At 40.8% G+C, this 17,028-nt stretch carries 15 protein-coding genes; 1 reads left to right on the forward strand and 14 read right to left on the reverse strand.

The features are described from left to right. Nucleotides 1-285 precede the first annotated feature (285 nt). The 14 genes from EPX21_RS11255 to EPX21_RS11315 form a co-directional block, all read right to left on the reverse strand. Nucleotides 286-936 carry a hypothetical protein gene (locus EPX21_RS11255; protein ID WP_134089794.1) on the reverse strand — a complete coding sequence of 217 codons (651 nt, stop codon included), beginning with the start codon at nt 934-936 and terminating at the stop codon, nt 286-288. Between the two features lie 97 nt (nt 937-1,033). After that, nucleotides 1,034-3,541, reverse strand: coding sequence for a S8 family peptidase (locus EPX21_RS11260; protein WP_134089795.1), 2,508 nt, complete (start codon nt 3,539-3,541; stop codon nt 1,034-1,036). Nucleotides 3,542-3,565: 24 nt separating this feature from the next. Beyond that, on the reverse strand, nt 3,566-4,561 hold the full coding sequence (locus tag EPX21_RS11265; protein ID WP_134089796.1) for an AAA family ATPase: 996 nt from the start codon (nt 4,559-4,561) through the stop codon (nt 3,566-3,568). Between the two features lie 71 nt (nt 4,562-4,632). Beyond that, nucleotides 4,633-4,938: a hypothetical protein gene (locus EPX21_RS11270; protein ID WP_134089797.1), complete on the reverse strand. Its 306-nt coding sequence runs from the start codon at nt 4,936-4,938 to the stop codon at nt 4,633-4,635. 45 nt (nt 4,939-4,983) lie between these two features. Beyond that, complete coding sequence (locus EPX21_RS11275; RefSeq protein WP_134089798.1) at nt 4,984-5,478, reverse strand: YbjQ family protein; 495 nt, start codon at nt 5,476-5,478, stop codon at nt 4,984-4,986. 293 nt (nt 5,479-5,771) lie between these two features. After that, complete coding sequence (locus EPX21_RS11280) at nt 5,772-6,182, reverse strand: Fic family protein (RefSeq protein ID WP_206106055.1); 411 nt, start codon at nt 6,180-6,182, stop codon at nt 5,772-5,774. Nucleotides 6,183-6,322: 140 nt separating this feature from the next. Next, nucleotides 6,323-6,625, reverse strand: coding sequence for a hypothetical protein (locus tag EPX21_RS11285; protein ID WP_134089800.1), 303 nt, complete (start codon nt 6,623-6,625; stop codon nt 6,323-6,325). Between the two features lie 21 nt (nt 6,626-6,646). Next, entirely contained in the window at nt 6,647-9,661 is a 3,015-nt protein-coding gene (locus EPX21_RS11290; RefSeq protein WP_134089801.1) for a type I restriction endonuclease subunit R, read from the reverse strand. Nucleotides 9,662-9,665: 4 nt separating this feature from the next. Next, nucleotides 9,666-11,024 carry a restriction endonuclease subunit S gene (locus tag EPX21_RS11295; protein WP_134089802.1) on the reverse strand — a complete coding sequence of 453 codons (1,359 nt, stop codon included), beginning with the start codon at nt 11,022-11,024 and terminating at the stop codon, nt 9,666-9,668. Next, nucleotides 11,002-12,024 (reverse strand): virulence RhuM family protein, encoded by a 1,023-nt coding sequence (locus tag EPX21_RS11300; RefSeq protein WP_134089803.1) that lies wholly within the window; start codon nt 12,022-12,024, stop codon nt 11,002-11,004. The genes EPX21_RS11295 and EPX21_RS11300 overlap by 23 nt, the downstream gene beginning before the upstream one ends. Nucleotides 12,025-12,027: 3 nt before the next feature. Further along, the gene (locus EPX21_RS11305) at nt 12,028-14,367 is read right to left on the reverse strand and encodes a class I SAM-dependent DNA methyltransferase (RefSeq protein WP_134089804.1); all 2,340 of its coding nucleotides are present in this window, start codon (nt 14,365-14,367) and stop codon (nt 12,028-12,030) included. A gap of 252 nt (nt 14,368-14,619) precedes the next feature. Then, on the reverse strand, nt 14,620-14,751 hold the full coding sequence (locus EPX21_RS23265) for a hypothetical protein (protein ID WP_255502120.1): 132 nt from the start codon (nt 14,749-14,751) through the stop codon (nt 14,620-14,622). 156 nt (nt 14,752-14,907) lie between these two features. Further along, on the reverse strand, nt 14,908-16,005 hold the full coding sequence (locus EPX21_RS11310; protein ID WP_134089805.1) for a Fic family protein: 1,098 nt from the start codon (nt 16,003-16,005) through the stop codon (nt 14,908-14,910). A gap of 28 nt (nt 16,006-16,033) precedes the next feature. Further along, nucleotides 16,034-16,255 carry a hypothetical protein gene (locus EPX21_RS11315; protein WP_134089806.1) on the reverse strand — a complete coding sequence of 74 codons (222 nt, stop codon included), beginning with the start codon at nt 16,253-16,255 and terminating at the stop codon, nt 16,034-16,036. Nucleotides 16,256-16,532: 277 nt separating this feature from the next. Here EPX21_RS11315 and EPX21_RS11320 point away from each other — a divergent pair, with 277 nt between their 5' ends. After that, the gene (locus EPX21_RS11320; protein WP_134089807.1) at nt 16,533-16,988 is read left to right on the forward strand and encodes an ABC transporter permease; all 456 of its coding nucleotides are present in this window, start codon (nt 16,533-16,535) and stop codon (nt 16,986-16,988) included. Nucleotides 16,989-17,028: the final 40 nt, after the last annotated feature.

Consider the following 17,028-nt stretch of genomic DNA (forward strand, 5'->3'; position numbering starts at 1 on the left):
CTCGCTGAACTTGCTTTTTTTCATTGTCCCTAAATTATAAAACTACATTAATATTCGTAGCTGTTTTAAGGGGAGATTACATAATTTTTTATTTGCGGAATAGGTAAACCACAAGACTGGTATATACATTGGTATAATACCTAAAACTAATCGGGGTAATCTTTTAATAGTCTCGTCTAGTGCCAAACCTTGAAATAAAAAAATTGTACTTAAAATAAATGGAATGCAACTCACACTGTCTGTCGTGGTGGGGAATAATACAGATCATCCGAGACCAGAAAGACTTTATTTCTTGTAATTGTAACCTCTTGAAAAATATTCGTTAGAATTTAATTCGATATTTTGGTAGTCAATAGTCCAGTGCTTTACTTCACCTAAACTATCTAATGTAATCCATCCGCATTCTACATTATTTTCGGATTGGAGAGAGTTACCATTGATATAGTTAATGCTCAAATACACCCTTAAAGTATCTTGCTTAGTAGTTCCTTTACTCTCCAGCAAACCCTTTTCATTAAAATATACTTTTTGTATTAATTTATATAAGGCTTGCTTTCCTGGAGCCAGTATAACCGGAGGCGAATTGTCGTTTTCTCTATTTATGAATTCTATATGATATTTCTTTAGCTCCCTGTTCTTGTAGGAGGAAAAAAAGATATGAGAACTGATCACTGTTGCATCTTGAGTCCCTTTATTTTGATAAATTAAATCTAGACTTATAGAGTCTTTTTTTATGTTTGCATCGATTAACGACGCTTTCAGATTATGGCTTTCATAAAAAAATTGAAGATATAAGGACAACACCGAAATTATTAACGCCAGCGCCGAAATCACGAAAGTAACGTTAGATTTTCTTTCGCTGATGTCTCTTAAGTCTGCGTTTGAATTTTTGTTAAGCTTTTTAAGGCTACGAATAATACCTGAATTATTTCCCATAGTTTTTTGGTTTACTTATCTCCAATAAAAGAAATCAATGTAGCCTAGAACTAGGCAGATTACAGGGAAACCAGATTTATGTAATCATTTCCATGATTTATTCAATATTTACTTCTACTTCTACATTTACCTGCTGCATAAGCTCATAGATCGGCAATTCTGCACCTAATACTTCGAAACTAACAACAAATGTGTAAGGTATCTCCTGTTCCATATCCTTCTCCCATCCTTTGTGGCCAACCACCGCAAAAGAAAGTTCCTGAGATAGATTGTAAGACTTAACAATTGCCCAATCTTTCTGATTGGCACTGGCTTGTCTCTTTACTCCCCGAACTTTGCCATGCGCTGGATGTTCTGTAAGAAACCAAGGTATACTGGACTCATCAGTAGTAGCTTCTTGCATAGTCGGTTGTTCTTCTTGCTGTAGACTTTTCAATACGTCCTGTTTAAATGCTGCAAACGACTGATTCAATTTAGCCGATTGCCAGCTTAACCAAGCGGAAAGATAAGAGCGCAGATTGCGTCTTGTTCTTCTTGGTTTGGCAGTATAACACAACGAAACTTCAATGAGTATATCATAGTCTTCACCTTGCCTACGCATCTCTTCCGGTATATTTACAGAAAACAAATGTGCTTTGGCCGGGTTCAATCTGCCAGAGGTTGTAAAGGTAATGCGCTGTGCATTGTTTTGGATAGCTCTTTCTAAATTGGGTATACCATAACCGTAGTGCCTTATATGGTTTGCAGTTGGATTATAAAAAAAAGTTTCAGGGTGCCGGGCCGACTGTATAATCAATGCTTTATGAAAAAGGCTCGTCTCGGCAGGAAATAGCCGAACTAAATATGCGGCAATATGACTCACTTTTGGCGCCGCAAAAGAAGTACCTATGTCATAACCTACTCCACCCGCTCCTGCTTTTACTACTTTTGAAGAAGTTTTATTGTCAACAGTAAAATTTTCGCCGTTACGCTCGCGGATCCAATCACCGCCGTATTCTACTACCTCTGGCTTAATAGCGCCCCACATCCCCAAACCTGCACGCGAAAATGAGGACACTTCGTCCCTAGCACCGAATGAGATACGATCTTCATCCTCAAAACGATCTAAACACACACTACCGACTGTTAAGGAGAAAGCACTTTGCGCCGGGTCAGCAATTCGGCAAGAACGCTCCAAAAGATATTGTGGATACGTTCTACCAGCCTGTAGATGGTCTTTAATCCCTGGGTTATTAGCATGCAAACCTTCATCTTTTATATTACCTGCCGAAATAACAAAAAGCTTACCTTCCTCATGTGCGATTTGATCTAGCGTTGCTGCCCATTGCGACATGTGGATTTGACGACACGGTACGCTTGCATTGATCGACAAATTGTAAACATTGGCATCAGGAAATTCACTGTTTACATCTTTCATCAACTTGGGAGGGAAAAGCTCCTTTGACAAACTATTACCTCTATCCAGTACACGTGCGTTATAAATAAAACACGGAAGCTGGTTCTCTCCCTCTTCCGGTATATTATTTCCAAATAAAACTGCTCCCGCTACCTTTGTACCGTGGCCTCCATTGGGTACCTGATCGGAGGTTGTACCGTGTTCACCTGGAACAAAACTAGCAGACAGAAAATTCAAAACTGCCTTCGACAATAGTTTATGATTTTCCTGAATACCGCTGTCGATGACACATACTTTAGGCGAACCTGGTACAGGGGCTATTAAATTGAGATCTAATTCGCTTTCTCCTTCCTCTCCCTCTATATCCTCGATATCGGCATATTCTGTTACTTCAAATACGTATGGATAGTTCAGCACCAAATCCTTTAATGCTTGGCCGCTCATTTCAGCACGAAATCCAAAACTATCTTCATAAGACATAAACTGGCTAGTTATTGCTCCACCATGCAGTTCTATGAATTTTTGAACCTCATCTTGCCTTGCCCACTCCAATTCATCCCGAGCTATATCATATTCGGCCGAGCGTTCTTGCCATCGTTGTATTTTGGCATCATAGTGTTCATCCGTTTCATCTTCAGTCCTTGACGGCCAATTAGATTTCTTTAAATAACATGCTATTGAAACATCGACAGTAAACACTTCATCCTCATGAATGTTATTTTCTTGCCATTTTTGATAGAGACCTTCTGAAAAAATTTGTTCCGCGCGCCAGCCATTGCCATCTATGATATCCCATAATTCGGCTGTATTTTTAGCTTTCCCTTCCTCGACAAACTTTTTTATCTTATCTCGCAGTGATTTAAATCCATCGACACTAGCACCAATAATAAACCCATCATCTTCTTCGGCAATGATTTCGATTCCAAAGCCTTTTAGGGCCTCAATATCAAATTTGCCCGGGTCGACCTGCAAAAAGACTGGTATTACATTCTCGGGTAGCTCTGGCAATCCAATTTCATTTCTGAAATTTAAGCTTTCTTCATAGCTATGTTGGATATTGGACGCCGATTGTCTTAGCGCCTGCGCATGTTGACCCCGATTGTCTAAATTCAATTGGGTTTTCGGATTTATTTTTCGCTTTTGATTGTTCTTAAAATGGAAGTCTCCTTGCAAGGCGCTTCGGAGCGGCAAGTGTGGAAATTCAGGCATAGGTTATTGGTTTTGGTAGAAATACTACATATTATATAATTGATTTTCTTTTAATGATTCATAAAAATGGCTCTCTTCGATTATATGTTGCCCTTGTATGATTGCAAATTTGGCAGCATCAGTGGCTATCTTAACAATAAGTGCCGCTGAGAAGCCTTCCATTTGTTCTGCAAGCTTAGTCCAGTTCATCTTCTTGCCTACCTCTATTGAAGCTAATGTAGATTGAAGAATGCGTTTGATCTCCTCTTTGCCCGGCTTGGGCATCTCGATAATATCGTCGAAACGACGGAACAGTGCTTTATCTAAGGTACCCTGTAAGTTGGTGGTAGCGATGATAATTCCCGGCCCATCGTAATCTTCCAATACGTTCAGTAGAATATTTACTACCCGGTGCATCTCGCCCACGTCCTGTTTACCATCACGTGATTTTGCAATAAAGTCAAATTCATCCAATAATAGTACGCAGGGATAATACTGTATCGCATCAAACAGACTTTTTAGGTTACTTGCTGACTCGCCTAAATAGGAAGAAATAATGGCCTCAAATCGTACCTTTAAAAACGGTAAACCTATATTCCAAGCGATCCGCTCGGCACTCATACTTTTTCCACAACCCGGAGCTCCATGTAATAGGATACGTTTTTTTGGCTTTAGACCAAAGTGTGCCAGACGCTCACGCGCGATATATTCTTTTTCAATACGGTGTATTTTCTCTTCCACTTCCTTAGGCAAAATCATATCATGCCGAAGGTGTTCCCTTGGTACCTCAACTGCTAATGGTATGTTCTTCCGCTTATCATTAGGGATACTTACCGAGCCGCCAAAAATATTTTTAAGCTCGCCTTTGAGAGATTGCCCCGTGTGCATATTTCGCTTTAAAATAGCATCTAACCGATCCGCTAACTTTTCATGCCCTTTCTTGCGCTCAGAATCAATAATGACGTTAGCCACCTTAACGATATCGTCCTGTGGCTCTCCTTCGATTGAACGAAATAAACGTAGCATTAAGTCTTGGTTCATGACACTTTGTTATTTTGATATAAATTTAGGCAAATATACGATTAGGTAAAAATTTACTGGTCATAAAAGAGTTAATCGTTCTTATCTTTTAATATCGTCAATGTTTTATCAATGTTATAAAGCAAGTTTCCCCACGCTTCGTCAAACGCACACTGATCTTCAGCATTCTCTTTCTTTAGATGGTCAATATGATTGATTACTTCTTTTTCAGTTGGCCTAATTTTTTCGAGCTCTTCTTTCGGAAACTTGTTTACTATTGAAAAATAGCTTTCGCTAAGCGTTTCTAATTCTTTCAGATTAGCTTTACTCGACGCTCGTCGTAATCGTTTAACTTCTTGTAAAAGAGACTCAATTTTTTCTATTATTTCTGCTATCATGGTTGTTTTCCGTTATGATTTAATTTTAATGCTTATTCAATTGATCTAGGAATTACTTTTCAAGAATAAAATTGATCTTGGCTTTGATATGCCAAATAGTTTTGGGTTGGCCATAAAGTTCTCGATGACATGCATGGCATCGATTTTATCTTTAACGAGGTTGCCATCAACGGATTTGCCTGTGTTTAAAATTTGCTTCTCCCCTTCTTTGGTTGCTCTAACAGGAGTGCCCAAAGCCGTGATCATAAACATCTGGGTACCTTTACCGCTGATTTCATCTATATCGATCCGTAAGCCCACAATGCAATTAGCTCCTACCCGTTTCGCTCTCTCGGAAAGTGTTTCTATTGCCTGTTTATAAATATCCTGCAACTTCCGTTCGTAAGTGTTGAATCTGCCACCAAAGAAATCCGTCCATCCCGCAGCGATATCACTGAATACATTAGATCCCACCACTACATTAGCCGTAATAGGTTCATAATATTCTTCAATGGTATAACCATCCAATGTATCGGTGGTAGTGGTAATTATCGCGTTCATTTCGGTTTAGACGATTTGGTTGTTTGTTATTAGTTATTGGTTATTGGATCTGTCCACAAGCATTACTTTTTGTGTGCTGCCAGTCCCATCTCCATAGTGACTAATTTTTCTATTGTTTTTGATTTTAGTTTGATTAACAGTTCCAGTTTAGTTCCACTAAGTTATAAATTAAATGATATTTCACAAAATATGTGAAAATTTGAGAAACACCATCAATGCCATCCTGCTATGCTTCGGAAACGAATATAATCAGTTTTGTTATAGGGTTTTTACGGGAAGCCGTAAGTTGATGATTATTGATTTATTATCCGTTTCCCCAGAGCTGTCAATGTATACCTTTGCTCACTACTTGTAGGGCTATTTGGATTTGACAACGCTACAAATCCTGCCTCTATTGCTGGATTTAAATAGTTTTTAGTGAAGTTTTTCCTATCTGATAAACCTAACAGATGTTGTAATTCTTGCCGTTTATGTTCCTTAGTAAATACAGCCAACAATCGCTCAACTTGGGGAGGGGTAAAAATCCTGAGCACACCAGAGCCAAGTTGTTCTACCAATTCCAGATCCCGATAAACTCGCATAAGTTCCCGATTTCTTGGAATGGAAACTCCATCAAAAAACTCTGCGACACTTAAACCTTCCGGCAATGTTCCTGCCGACGTAATTTCTATTCGATCGAAAAATATTTCAAATTTAGGGGGCACTTCTCTCGTAAAATCATTATGTACTACAGCATTTATAACAGCCTCGCGGATAGCTACCGGGTCCCAGAGCCTTCGATCGATCCGTTCTTTAGATGTAATTTGTGTAGTGGATATTACGGTTCGAATGGTTTCTAAATTCCCTATTTCTTTTGCAACAGCCCTAAATGTAGCAACAGCCCCAAGGCTGGAGAATGCGTCCGAGGTACATAGGGTTTAAAATTAGCTGTTTTAAAATCAATCAACTTTAAATAAGCCTGATGAACGCCTATTAAACCCATTGTCCATTGTTTGCCAGTAGATTTACGTTTAAAAGCCATCATGTTCTCATTGATAGATAGTACTTCATACTCCTTACCCGTTAAACTTCTAAGGAAGTTAATTGGATGCGCTAACTTATAGAAGTCGGCGTAAGAAATCGTTGGTTTCGCTTTTATGTACTGCATATATCTAAAATTTAGGCTACCTTATCTATCCAAATACCGTTGTGTACTGCTGCGGAATTCCTGCTTAAACTGATCATCCATCAGCCGCTTGGCAAACTCCATCTGAAATTTACGCATGGACAAAGCCACTTCGTCAAATATTTTTTTGTAAGCCAATTCGCGGGTATAGTTGTCTGGGTTGTCTACATACTTAGCTTGGTAATCCGGATGTTCGGCAATACGCTGCGTAAATGTTTCGTACACCTGCCGTTTATCTTCAGGCGTGGCATCCCAATCGGCAAACCACCGTTCGTTGAAATCTTTGATAATCTTATCTAAGGCTTCTTTCTCATCGCCATCATGTGCTCCCCGGGGATTAGCGTTGGCCGGATCGAGCACGCTTTCTTCTTTATCTAACAACAGCGATTCATTTAGGCGCACACGCTCAATACCATATGTTGAAAGATCGACCGCATCCAAGAGTTCGTCCATCAGTGCATCTTCTTTGCGTTTTACGATCATCTTAGGGACCAAGAACTTTAAGAACCAAAAGAGTTTTTCCCAAAGCATATTTTCAAAAGTAAGAACTGCTGCCACCTGTCCGTAGACCTTAACAAAATGCTTTGCTTTAATCTTTAAATCTGCCTTTTGCTCCTCATTCAAATCCAATGTATCGTTGAAACGTATAGACGCTTCATCAATAATCGGGCTGAGCTCATCGGCGGGGACAGCCTGAAAGAACTTGCTATTAAACAATTCAACCTCAGACCATTCGTATACACCCGAATCGTCCAAGCTATCTTTCAGATCGTGCAAAACATTGACATCCGTTGCGCCACTCAAGGATGTGGCCGTATAGAAGGGATCAAAAGCTGCTTTGATATCGGCACTATCGTTAAAGAAATCTAGGACAAAGAGGTTTTCCGTTTTCTTGCCATATTTATTTGCGGAGCGGTTAAGTCTCGATAGCGCCTGTACACACAATACCCCTTGCAATTTTTTGTCGACATACATTGTGGTTAACTTCGGTTGGTCGAAACCGGTTAGATATTTATTGGCAACAACGAGGATACGGTAATGATCTTGATCAAACTGTTCTTTGGTTTCCGTATCCGGAAAACCGTTGAGCGAGGCTTCGGTATGCTCGATGCCGTTTACTGTTTTTTTACCCGAGAAAGCAATTATGATCTTAAAAGGATGGTCTTGTTCGGCAAGTAACTGCTGCAAAGCCTGATAGTAGTGAATGGCCGACTCGATACTTTGCGTGACAACCATGGCTTTGGCTTTGCCTTTAAGTAGCTTTTTGTAATAAACTTGTTGGAGGAAATGCGCTAGCATAATACGTGCCTTAGCTTGTATGGTGCGTGGATCGCGTTCTACGAAGGCTTTTAGACGCTTCTGCGCTTTGGCGGTATTGAACTCCGGGTTGTCTTCAATGGACTTTTGCAGTTGATAGTAGCTTCTATAGGTTGTATAGTTAGCCAAAACATCGAGAATAAACCCCTCCTCTATCGCTTGCTTCATGGAATACAAGTGAAAGGGTTTATATGATCCGTCTGCCTGACGTGTGCCAAACCGCTCCAAGGTGGCATTTTTTGGTGTAGCGGTGAAGGCAAAATAGGATGCGTTTTGGCGCATCTTGCGAGCTTCCATGGCACGCAGGATTAAATCCTGTGCATCTACCTCCCCTTCTTCATTGCTTTCCAGCTTGCCTAATACTTGGTTCATTTTATCTGCTGCCGATCCACCCTGGCTGCTATGTGCTTCGTCAATAATAATCGCGAAGCGCTTATCGCTCATATCATCAATATCCTGTAGGATATGTGGGAATTTCTGTATGGTGGTAATGACGATACGTTTACCGCTTTCGAGTGCCAGTTTCAGATCGTTGGAAGAAAATGCTGCACCAATAATATTCTTGACTTCTGAAAAGCTCTTGATGTTATCGCGCAATTGCCGATCCAGCACACGTCTATCAGTAACCACAATGACCGAATCAAACAGCGAATGGCCTTGGCTGTTCTCTACCTCGATTAGCTGAAAGGCTGTCCAGGTGATAGAGTTGGACTTACCTGATCCGGCAGAATGCTGGATTAGATAGGTGCTACCAACTCCTTTTTGCTGAACATCGTCGATTAACTTATGTACCACATCCAGTTGATGGTAACGTGGAAAAATATAGACTTTTTTATGCAGCGCGTCTTTTTCTTTGCCTTCGAGCAGCATAAAATGCTGGATGATACTTGCCCAATTGGTCTTAGTAAAGATTTCTTGCCACAGATAAGCTGTACGGTGTCCGTGAGGATTGACTGGATTGCCTTTCCCCATATTGTTGCCCTTGTTGAAGGGTAAAAAAAAGGTATCCTTACCCTGCAATTTAGTGGTCATATAAACCTCGTCGGTATCTACTGCAAAATGCACCAAACAACGCCCAAACTGTAATAGGGGTTGATTATTATCCCGGCTGTATTTATACTGGTGTATCCCTTGTACCGCGGCCGTCTGCCCTGTCCAGGTATTTTTGAGTTCGATGGTACAAAGCGGTATGCCATTGACCGTGATCACCATATCAATCTCTTCACCTAGATTGAGCGTGGAATACCGTACCTGCCTGGTGACGGCAAATTGGTTTTGTTTGAAGTGATTATGTACAGACTGTGCGCTACTGGCACTTGGTGCCTCGTAGAAAAGTGTGAAATGGGCATTATCTACATCTAAGCCTTTTTTGAGCACCCGTAACACACCATATTTTTTGACCATGCGATCATAACGTTCCAAAATCTTTAGTTTCCAATCGGCGGATATTTGGAGCTTTTCCAATTCCTTCGCTTGGGTGCTTTCTAGGAAATCCCAAAACCGCAAGGTATCCAAGGCATAGCGTTTGTCAAAATCATGCGGGTCACCGAGATAGTAACCTTTAACAGATAGGTACTGTGCATGTTTCTCTTTTGCTGCTGTTATACTAGTGCCCTGCTCTTTCAGCTCTTCCAATGAAGTACCGGTAAGGGCTTTTTCTATAAGAGATTCTAAAGCTTGTTCGTTATATTGTGAGGTCATTTTTTTAATTTTGTTTATCAGTGGCCATCAACTGTTTATCATTAATCCTCACCTTTCCCGTCACTACTTCGTTTATTAAGCTTTGCTTGTATTCTTTGAGTTTGGTGATTTGCTCTTGTTTTTGTGAAATGGCTTGATCTATTTTGGAGGTTCTTTCTTCTAAATAAGTTACGATTTCTTGTTGTTCGCTAAACGGTGGTACCAAGGTTAAATTATCTAGCATTAATGACATTTCTATACTTTCAACCGTCGCTCCTTCTTTCACCCATTCATTTAACAAAAAATTCTCACACCCCTTTATAAAATAATATAAGAAATTTTCACTCAAATCACTTGTTTGAATAAACGCCTTTAAGTCTTGATTAATAGTCATATCGCGGCCTGCAAAAGCTAAAGGAATAGTCCGTTGCAAAATACCAGAGCGAACAACAATCAGTAACGACCCCTTCTTTATTAATTTTGTGCTAGAGTATTTGAGTGCTTCTTCTGTAATATAATCCTCTGTAGTATCAATATGAAGAAGTTTCATATCCTTTGGTGACACCCATGGCAAGTCTCCGTCCCAAAATATTAATTTTTCCTTAGATGGAGTCCCACCTCCAACTATATTAAACAAATACTTCAACCTCTTCATCTTCCAATGTTTCGGAATTTCACCTATCCATTCGATGCCGGAGTCTTTCATTTCGGTATTGGGATTGATACCTTTGGTTACAGCATTATGAATAGTGATTTGACGGAGCTCTTTCAGCTTTTCGATTTGCTGTTCCTTAATGCTAACTATGGCATCGATCTTCTCACATTTTTCGTCTAAAAACGCAGCGATGGCTTCTTGTTCGTGAAGAGGAGGAAGAACAGACCAAATATTAAAAAAATCATCGGTGTACAATCTCAGACGGCTTTCTATAACCCCAGACGAGTTTCTCTTAAATTCCGACTTGTAAACATCAGTTTTAAACAAATAATGAAAATATTTGTAATAGTCATTCGTACTTAATTCATAAATACAATATGCAGGACTTGTTATGCCATTGAATTCTGAAAATCCCAGACTCCCATTCCATGCTAACATAATATTTGTCACTAACTGCCTTTTTCTAACAATTTTATATCCTTCAAGAGTTGATGCAGTTGTTAATAAATCGCCATTTTCTATTTTATCAGATTTCTTCGTGACACCTGTATATTGAGATATAGAGAGTAAGTCTTCACCTCCGTCAAGACTACGTTCATTAATTTCTTTAAATAAATACTTAATTCTTTTACACTCCCAATGCTCCGGAATCTCCCCCAACCAAGAAATACCGCTATCCTTATATTTGTTGTATCGTTGCATGTTACTACCTCTTCTTTTTGTTTTCAAGACTTTTAGCGGTCTGATCAATAAAGTTTACAAAATCCTTCTCCGCTTTAGATAGTTCGTTTTTGATCTTCTCCTTGTATTTGGCATACTCAGCCTCTGCCTTTTGCAAGGCTTGCTCATGACTGATAGCGCCCGCATGTTGCAGCACCTCGTTACCCGTCATCCGAAGAAAATCATCCAAACGGGTTGCCCAATCTTGCATATACATAGGTTTGCGATTGAGCGCCTGCAATTCGGCTAATTCCAAATAGGCCGTAACCATACGGTTGAGGATATTCAGTTCTTCTTCATTCAGGTAGTTTTTAGCTACTTGTACCTCCTGCTTGCTGGGGTATTCGCCTTTAAAATTGGTTAAGCCTAGATGGCGTTTTTCGGCATCGATACGCTTATAAATAACTTCTGCCGCAGTATTGCCGTGGGCAGCCCAGTGCATCTTGTTCTGCACGGTCTTGAAGAAAGTTTGTGATATTTCGGTCTTGGGATCGTAATCGATACTTGTCGCATAGATATCCAATACTTTACGCCAAAAGACTTTTTCGGACGAGCGTATATCGCGGATACGGGCCAATAGTTCGTCGAAGTAATTTCCCCCTCCTGCTTGCTTGAGCAACTCATCGTTCATGGTAAAACCTTTGACAATGTATTCGCGCAAGCGTGCCGTTGCCCATTGCCTGAACTTGGTTCCTTGAAGGCTCTTCACCCGATAACCGACCGAGATAATGACATCGAGATTATAGTATCTGACCTCCCGCTCTTGTGTTTTTCCACTAATTGCACCGTGCTGAGTGGTATGTCGGAAATTCCGACATACCATAGCTTCATCGAGTTCACCTTCTTCAAATATATTTTTGATATGTTCTGTAATGGTAGTTCTTCCCTTCTGAAATAGCTCCGCCATTTGTGCCTGTGTCAACCAGACGGTTTCGTTTTCCAGTCGGGTTTCGATACGGGTAATACCGTCGTCACTCTGATAAATGATGATATCGCTTTGTTGCTCCATAGCTTAAAAGTTTAAAATATCATGCAACAATCCGTCTGCTTGTGCTTCTAAGGCTAACAGGTCAGCCTTTACTTCTTCCAGCGAACGTAATGGCGTGTGTTTATAAAAATATTTATTGAAAGAGATTTCATAACCGATCTTCACTGAATCCAGATTAATCCAAGCCTCTGCTACATGTGGCTGGACCTCGCGCTCGAAATAAGTGATAATGCTTTCATCCAATGGTATCTGTTCGCTATCACGCAAGTCGCTTTCCGTTTCGTATACGGTATATTCTCCTGCTTTAGCTGTCGGAAAATAGCCAAACAGAGGAAGTTGTTCTTCAGTACAACCGAGGTGATTGAGCAATTGTGCCTTCTTATCACCAGACAGCTTCTCGATTTTCTTGATCACCTTTTCGGCTTCCGCATCATAACTGCTTACGGCCGAAAGGATCACTTTTTTTTCGGCAGCGCCTAAGTTTAATTTATGTTGCTTCACGACATCATCTACCAGGGTACTAAAGGCATTGAAATCCATATAGGCGTCATCCCCGATATGCTTCCACAGCGTGAGTGCTACATCGTATAAAGCCTTAGGTTTTTGCCAAGCTGCCTTTTCTAACAATTTGCCAATCTGCTTCTTGTTGAGCCCCCACTCTTCTTTTTCCGCCCGATGTGTTATTTCATCAACTTTGCTCGCTAAATCATCATAGACCAGATCACCGTACGTTTCATACAGGGCTTGCATAGGAACTTTTAGCGACTTATCAAAACGTAACTCGTCTAAAGCCTCGGCAGTAAACTGTGCTTTTAGGCGTTTTGGGCGCTCGATATTGACTTTATAGTAGCCAAAATCGCTGTTTTTGAAACGCTTGATCTGTAATGGGTTCTCCGCGGAATTGTCTGATTTGTTATCAAGGTATGCCTGAACAATCTCCGCAATATGTTCGGGAGCAAACTCGGAGTTCTTGTTTCCTAAATTCTTGCGCAGTTTTCGGTATAGATTATTGGCATCTAATAATTGTACCTGTCCTTTTCGCGCTGCTGGCTTATTGTTATTGAGCAACCAGATATAAGTGGTGATACCTGTGTTGTAGAACAAATTGTTGGGCATTTGCACGATAGCATCCAACAAATCGTTTTCAATAACGTACCGGCGGATATTGCTTTCGCCCGAACCGGCATCACCCGTAAATAGCGATGAACCATTGTGTACCGAAGCAATACGACTACCAATACGATTGGATGTAGGGGCCTTCATCTTGTCTACCATTTCCATTAGGAACAGCAATTGCCCATCTGAACTGCGCGGCGTAGCGTCCACTGTTTCCCAATTGCCCCAGTAATCTTTGAGCTTGATCTGGAAGCGGTTGTCGATGACTTCTTTGCCATCTTTGATATATTTCTGTTCGGAGGCCCAGGATTTGCCATAAGGAGGGTTCGACAACATAAAATCGAACTTTATATCGGCAAATTCGTTGGTAGACAGCGTAGACCCAACGCGAATATTTTCGGGATTTTTGCCCTTGATCATCATATCTGATTTACAAATGGCGTAGGTTTCATCGTTAATCTCTTTTCCATAGAGATAGACATCACCTTGGTAGTTGAATGCCGGATCTTCGACCAAATAGTTTTCACTTTCGGTCAGCATCCCCCCACTTCCACAGGCCGGGTCATAGATGGTGATGATACTTGGCAACTGGCCTTTTAGCGGTTCGAACACCAAGTGGGTCATCAGTTGGATTACTTCCCGCGGTGTAAAGTGCTCTCCCGCTTCTTCGTTGTTTTCTTCGTTGAATTTACGGATGAGTTCTTCAAATACATAGCCCATGCCAAGGTTGGATAATGCAGGCAACAAGCGTCCTTCTGGATCATTCTTAGCAAACGGCGTTAGGTTGATATAGGGCGAGGTAAATTTTTCCAATACGTCCAGCAGTACATCTTTATTGGCCATATGGCGGATCTGCGCACGCAGGTTGAATTTATCAATGATCTCCTGCACATTGGCAGAGAAGCCGTTAAGATATTCTTCGAAATTGGCGACGAGCTTTTGTTGCGAATTGGTGGCCGTACCTTTGAGCTTCTCCATTGTCCAGGGTGAGGTATTGTAAAATACATAACCCGATGCAGCACGAAGCCCATCCGGGCTTAACTCTACCTCTTCCAAATCTTCTCGCTGGTAACGGACCTCTTCAAGTACAGCATCTTTACTCTTCTCTAAAAGGGAATCGATACGGCGCAGTACAACAAAGGGTAAAATGATATCACGGTACTTACCTCGGACGTACACGTCGCGCAAACAATCGTCTGCTATTGACCAAATAAAGCTAACTAATTTATTGTGAGATTGTGGTGTCATGGTTGTAATCAATGAGATTAAAAGGACTTAAGCTAACAAAATAAGCAATTTTTACTGAAATTCTATCAAGATGTCGGTAAAAAAACAGGCAATGCTTCACCGCTATTTTTAACCAAAATTTATATTGCCTGCTTCACCAAATGTCCTTCCTCGGTATAAACCTTTACTTCTTTTGCAACCTGCTCTAGCTCTGAATTGCCTGCACGAACTTGACGATTACGAATTTGATTCGTTAAGTAGTTCGAGTGGCCACTACATCACTACTTCAACTTGGTCGCCAGGAAGTACTTCGAAATCATCGTCGTTATCATCGCCTAAGGGTAAATCTAATTCAACCGCACGTCCATCGCTGAACCGGTCATCATTAACAAAATCCCGCTTCACAAGTACTCCGTTAAATATAAGATAAACCGATATTGATTAGAACCCCCGAGGGGATCCTGGTAACGGACACTGATTATCCGCGCCTTTGATCCAAGGTTTATTGACGAAGAATACGCCCACCTTCTTTCTTTCCATCAATCCGCGCAAGGAACACCTTTACAAAACCAATTCGTACCTAACAGACCTGCCGGCACCAATTTGATTTAAAATCCCTATAGCATGCAAGTGCTGTAAATCTCGAGTAGCAGTTGCTTTAGAAGTTTTAGCTATCGCCATGAACTTTTTAGCTGTCATCCCACCTTCAAAGCCCTCCAATCCATTTTCGAGCATTCGTTTAATGACCTTTAATTCCCGCTCATTCAGAAGAGCGGTAAACCGATCAAAAAATTTGGCCTTTTTTACGGTGAACTCAACCAGCTCTCTTGCATTCCGTTGTGCCTCTACTATAACCTGTGTAAAATAATGAATCCATGCTGTTAAGTCTAAGCCCGCTTGTGCCTGCTTTAGTGCGTCATAATATTCCTTTTTGTCTTTTTCAATGGTTTTGGATATGGACAGCAAAACAGGGCTCTGGAGTGTGTTGGAGAGTGTATATTCGGCCAAGGCTCTTCCAACGCGTCCGTTTCCATCTTCAAAGGGATGGATAGATTCAAAATAAACATGGGCTACTGCAGCCTTTAATAAAGCCTGCATGATGTCGTCCTTTACGTCAAAACGATCGCGGTGAAACCAGTCCATAAACTGTTCCATCTCTTTGGGCACTTGGGAAGATGGGGGCGCCTCGTAATGTATAGTCTCTTTTCCATAAGCGCCCGAGACAACCTGCATCGGCTCTTCACCTTTACGCCATTCGCCTCCATTAATTTTTGGAAAGCCCTCCATTAAAAGTTGATGCCAATGCCGGATCATATTGAGAGACAACTTTTCCGCAGCATCTGTTCTAACAGTGGTCATCAATTTAGCTACCCCGGTCGCTCGCTTATCGCGAACGGGAGCTTCATCATTTAACCCTAAATTTCTCTTGATAGAAGACATGACATCTTCACGGCTCATATATTCTCCTTCGATTTCAGATGTTTTGATGGCCTCTGCTATCAGAACCTCTATTACGGCCTCCTGCCTCAACTCATCATTCAAGCCCATTATAAGACCACCTATCAATCCGAGTTCCTTAGCAAATGCAACACCGGTAGATGCCAGATGTGTAGTCGAATAGGTAAAATTGGGCCAATCTTTATATTGCCAGTTGTACATAATGAGCCGATTAGTATAATAAATCGGCTCAAATATAATGTTTTTTTGAGCCGATTAAAAGAAATAATCGGCTCAGGTCTTTGCTTTTTGTTAGACTTTCGCACTCATCTATGGCAACCACTATTGTCGGTAAAGTTATCGGATAGGTTAATAAGACGCCGCCTATTGCTCCAAAGATTAAACCAATGGTTCTTATCTTCTTAAAGAACATCGGTGTTGGCGATTTGATTCTTTCTGTTATTTCCTTCATTTTTCGTTATTAGTCACTGGTTATTAGTTATTTTTTGGCCTAAAGCCTAAGGCGTATAGCCTATTGCCCAAGCCAGTAGTGTTCATTATCAAACACTTACTGTTCGATAGCGAACAATCAATCAAAATTCAACCACATGATTTACAAGCTGTTACAATGCTGGCAGAGCTATTGCAATTATTTATATATAACGCACGAACGATTTTTAAGACAATTAAATTGTAAATTGAAATGAGGCGTATCTCGGTAAACCATATTTACTTCTCAACGCAATAAGATGATAAAGAACCATTTAAAAACTGCACGACGTAGCTTACTGAAAAACAAAGGTTTTTCCGCCATTAATATTATCGGGCTTGCCGTCGGTATGACTGCGGTCTTATTGATTGCCTTATGGGTGCAGAACCAATTTCGCTACGATAATTTCTATGACAACAAAGAGAATATCTATAAGCTCATGAACCGCACAGATAAAGATGGGTTTGTCAATATACATGATATTACCATGCCTGCTGCCGGACCTGCCCTTAAAGAGCAGTTTCCCGAAGTGGAACATACCGCAAGGGTTTTATGGACAGAAGACCGTCTTCTTACAAACGGAGATAAAAACCTCAAAGCGAAAGGAAATGAAGTTGATGCAGACTTCCTGGATGTCTTTGATCTGCCAGTCTTGCAAGGTGCAAAGGATAAACTGGAGTTGCTACCTTTAAAGCGAGACAGATTTAAGGAGTAATTTTAAATTTGTAGAGATGCATAGAAAATTTGATGATTCG

This window comes from Olivibacter sp. XZL3, from assembly GCF_004368405.1.
In the GTDB taxonomy this organism is placed as follows: Bacteria; Bacteroidota; Bacteroidia; order Sphingobacteriales; family Sphingobacteriaceae; genus Olivibacter.

Bases quoted from the DNA above. Each gene is read 5' to 3' on its own strand.
- EPX21_RS11255 (WP_134089794.1), bottom strand. From the start codon at position 936: ATGGGAAATAATTCAGGTATTATTCGTAGCCTTAAAAAGCTTAACAAA.
- EPX21_RS11260 (WP_134089795.1), bottom strand. From the start codon at position 3,541: ATGCCTGAATTTCCACACTTGCCGCTCCGAAGCGCCTTGCAAGGAGAC.
- EPX21_RS11265 (WP_134089796.1), bottom strand. From the start codon at position 4,561: ATGAACCAAGACTTAATGCTACGTTTATTTCGTTCAATCGAAGGAGAG.
- EPX21_RS11270 (WP_134089797.1), bottom strand. From the start codon at position 4,938: ATGATAGCAGAAATAATAGAAAAAATTGAGTCTCTTTTACAAGAAGTT.
- EPX21_RS11275 (WP_134089798.1), bottom strand. From the start codon at position 5,478: ATGAACGCGATAATTACCACTACCACCGATACATTGGATGGTTATACC.
- EPX21_RS11285 (WP_134089800.1), bottom strand. From the start codon at position 6,625: ATGCAGTACATAAAAGCGAAACCAACGATTTCTTACGCCGACTTCTAT.
- EPX21_RS11290 (WP_134089801.1), bottom strand. From the start codon at position 9,661: ATGACCTCACAATATAACGAACAAGCTTTAGAATCTCTTATAGAAAAA.
- EPX21_RS11300 (WP_134089803.1), bottom strand. From the start codon at position 12,024: ATGGAGCAACAAAGCGATATCATCATTTATCAGAGTGACGACGGTATT.
- EPX21_RS11305 (WP_134089804.1), bottom strand. From the start codon at position 14,367: ATGACACCACAATCTCACAATAAATTAGTTAGCTTTATTTGGTCAATA.
- EPX21_RS11310 (WP_134089805.1), bottom strand. From the start codon at position 16,005: ATGTACAACTGGCAATATAAAGATTGGCCCAATTTTACCTATTCGACT.
- EPX21_RS11315 (WP_134089806.1), bottom strand. From the start codon at position 16,255: ATGAAGGAAATAACAGAAAGAATCAAATCGCCAACACCGATGTTCTTT.
- EPX21_RS11320 (WP_134089807.1), top strand. From the start codon at position 16,533: ATGATAAAGAACCATTTAAAAACTGCACGACGTAGCTTACTGAAAAAC.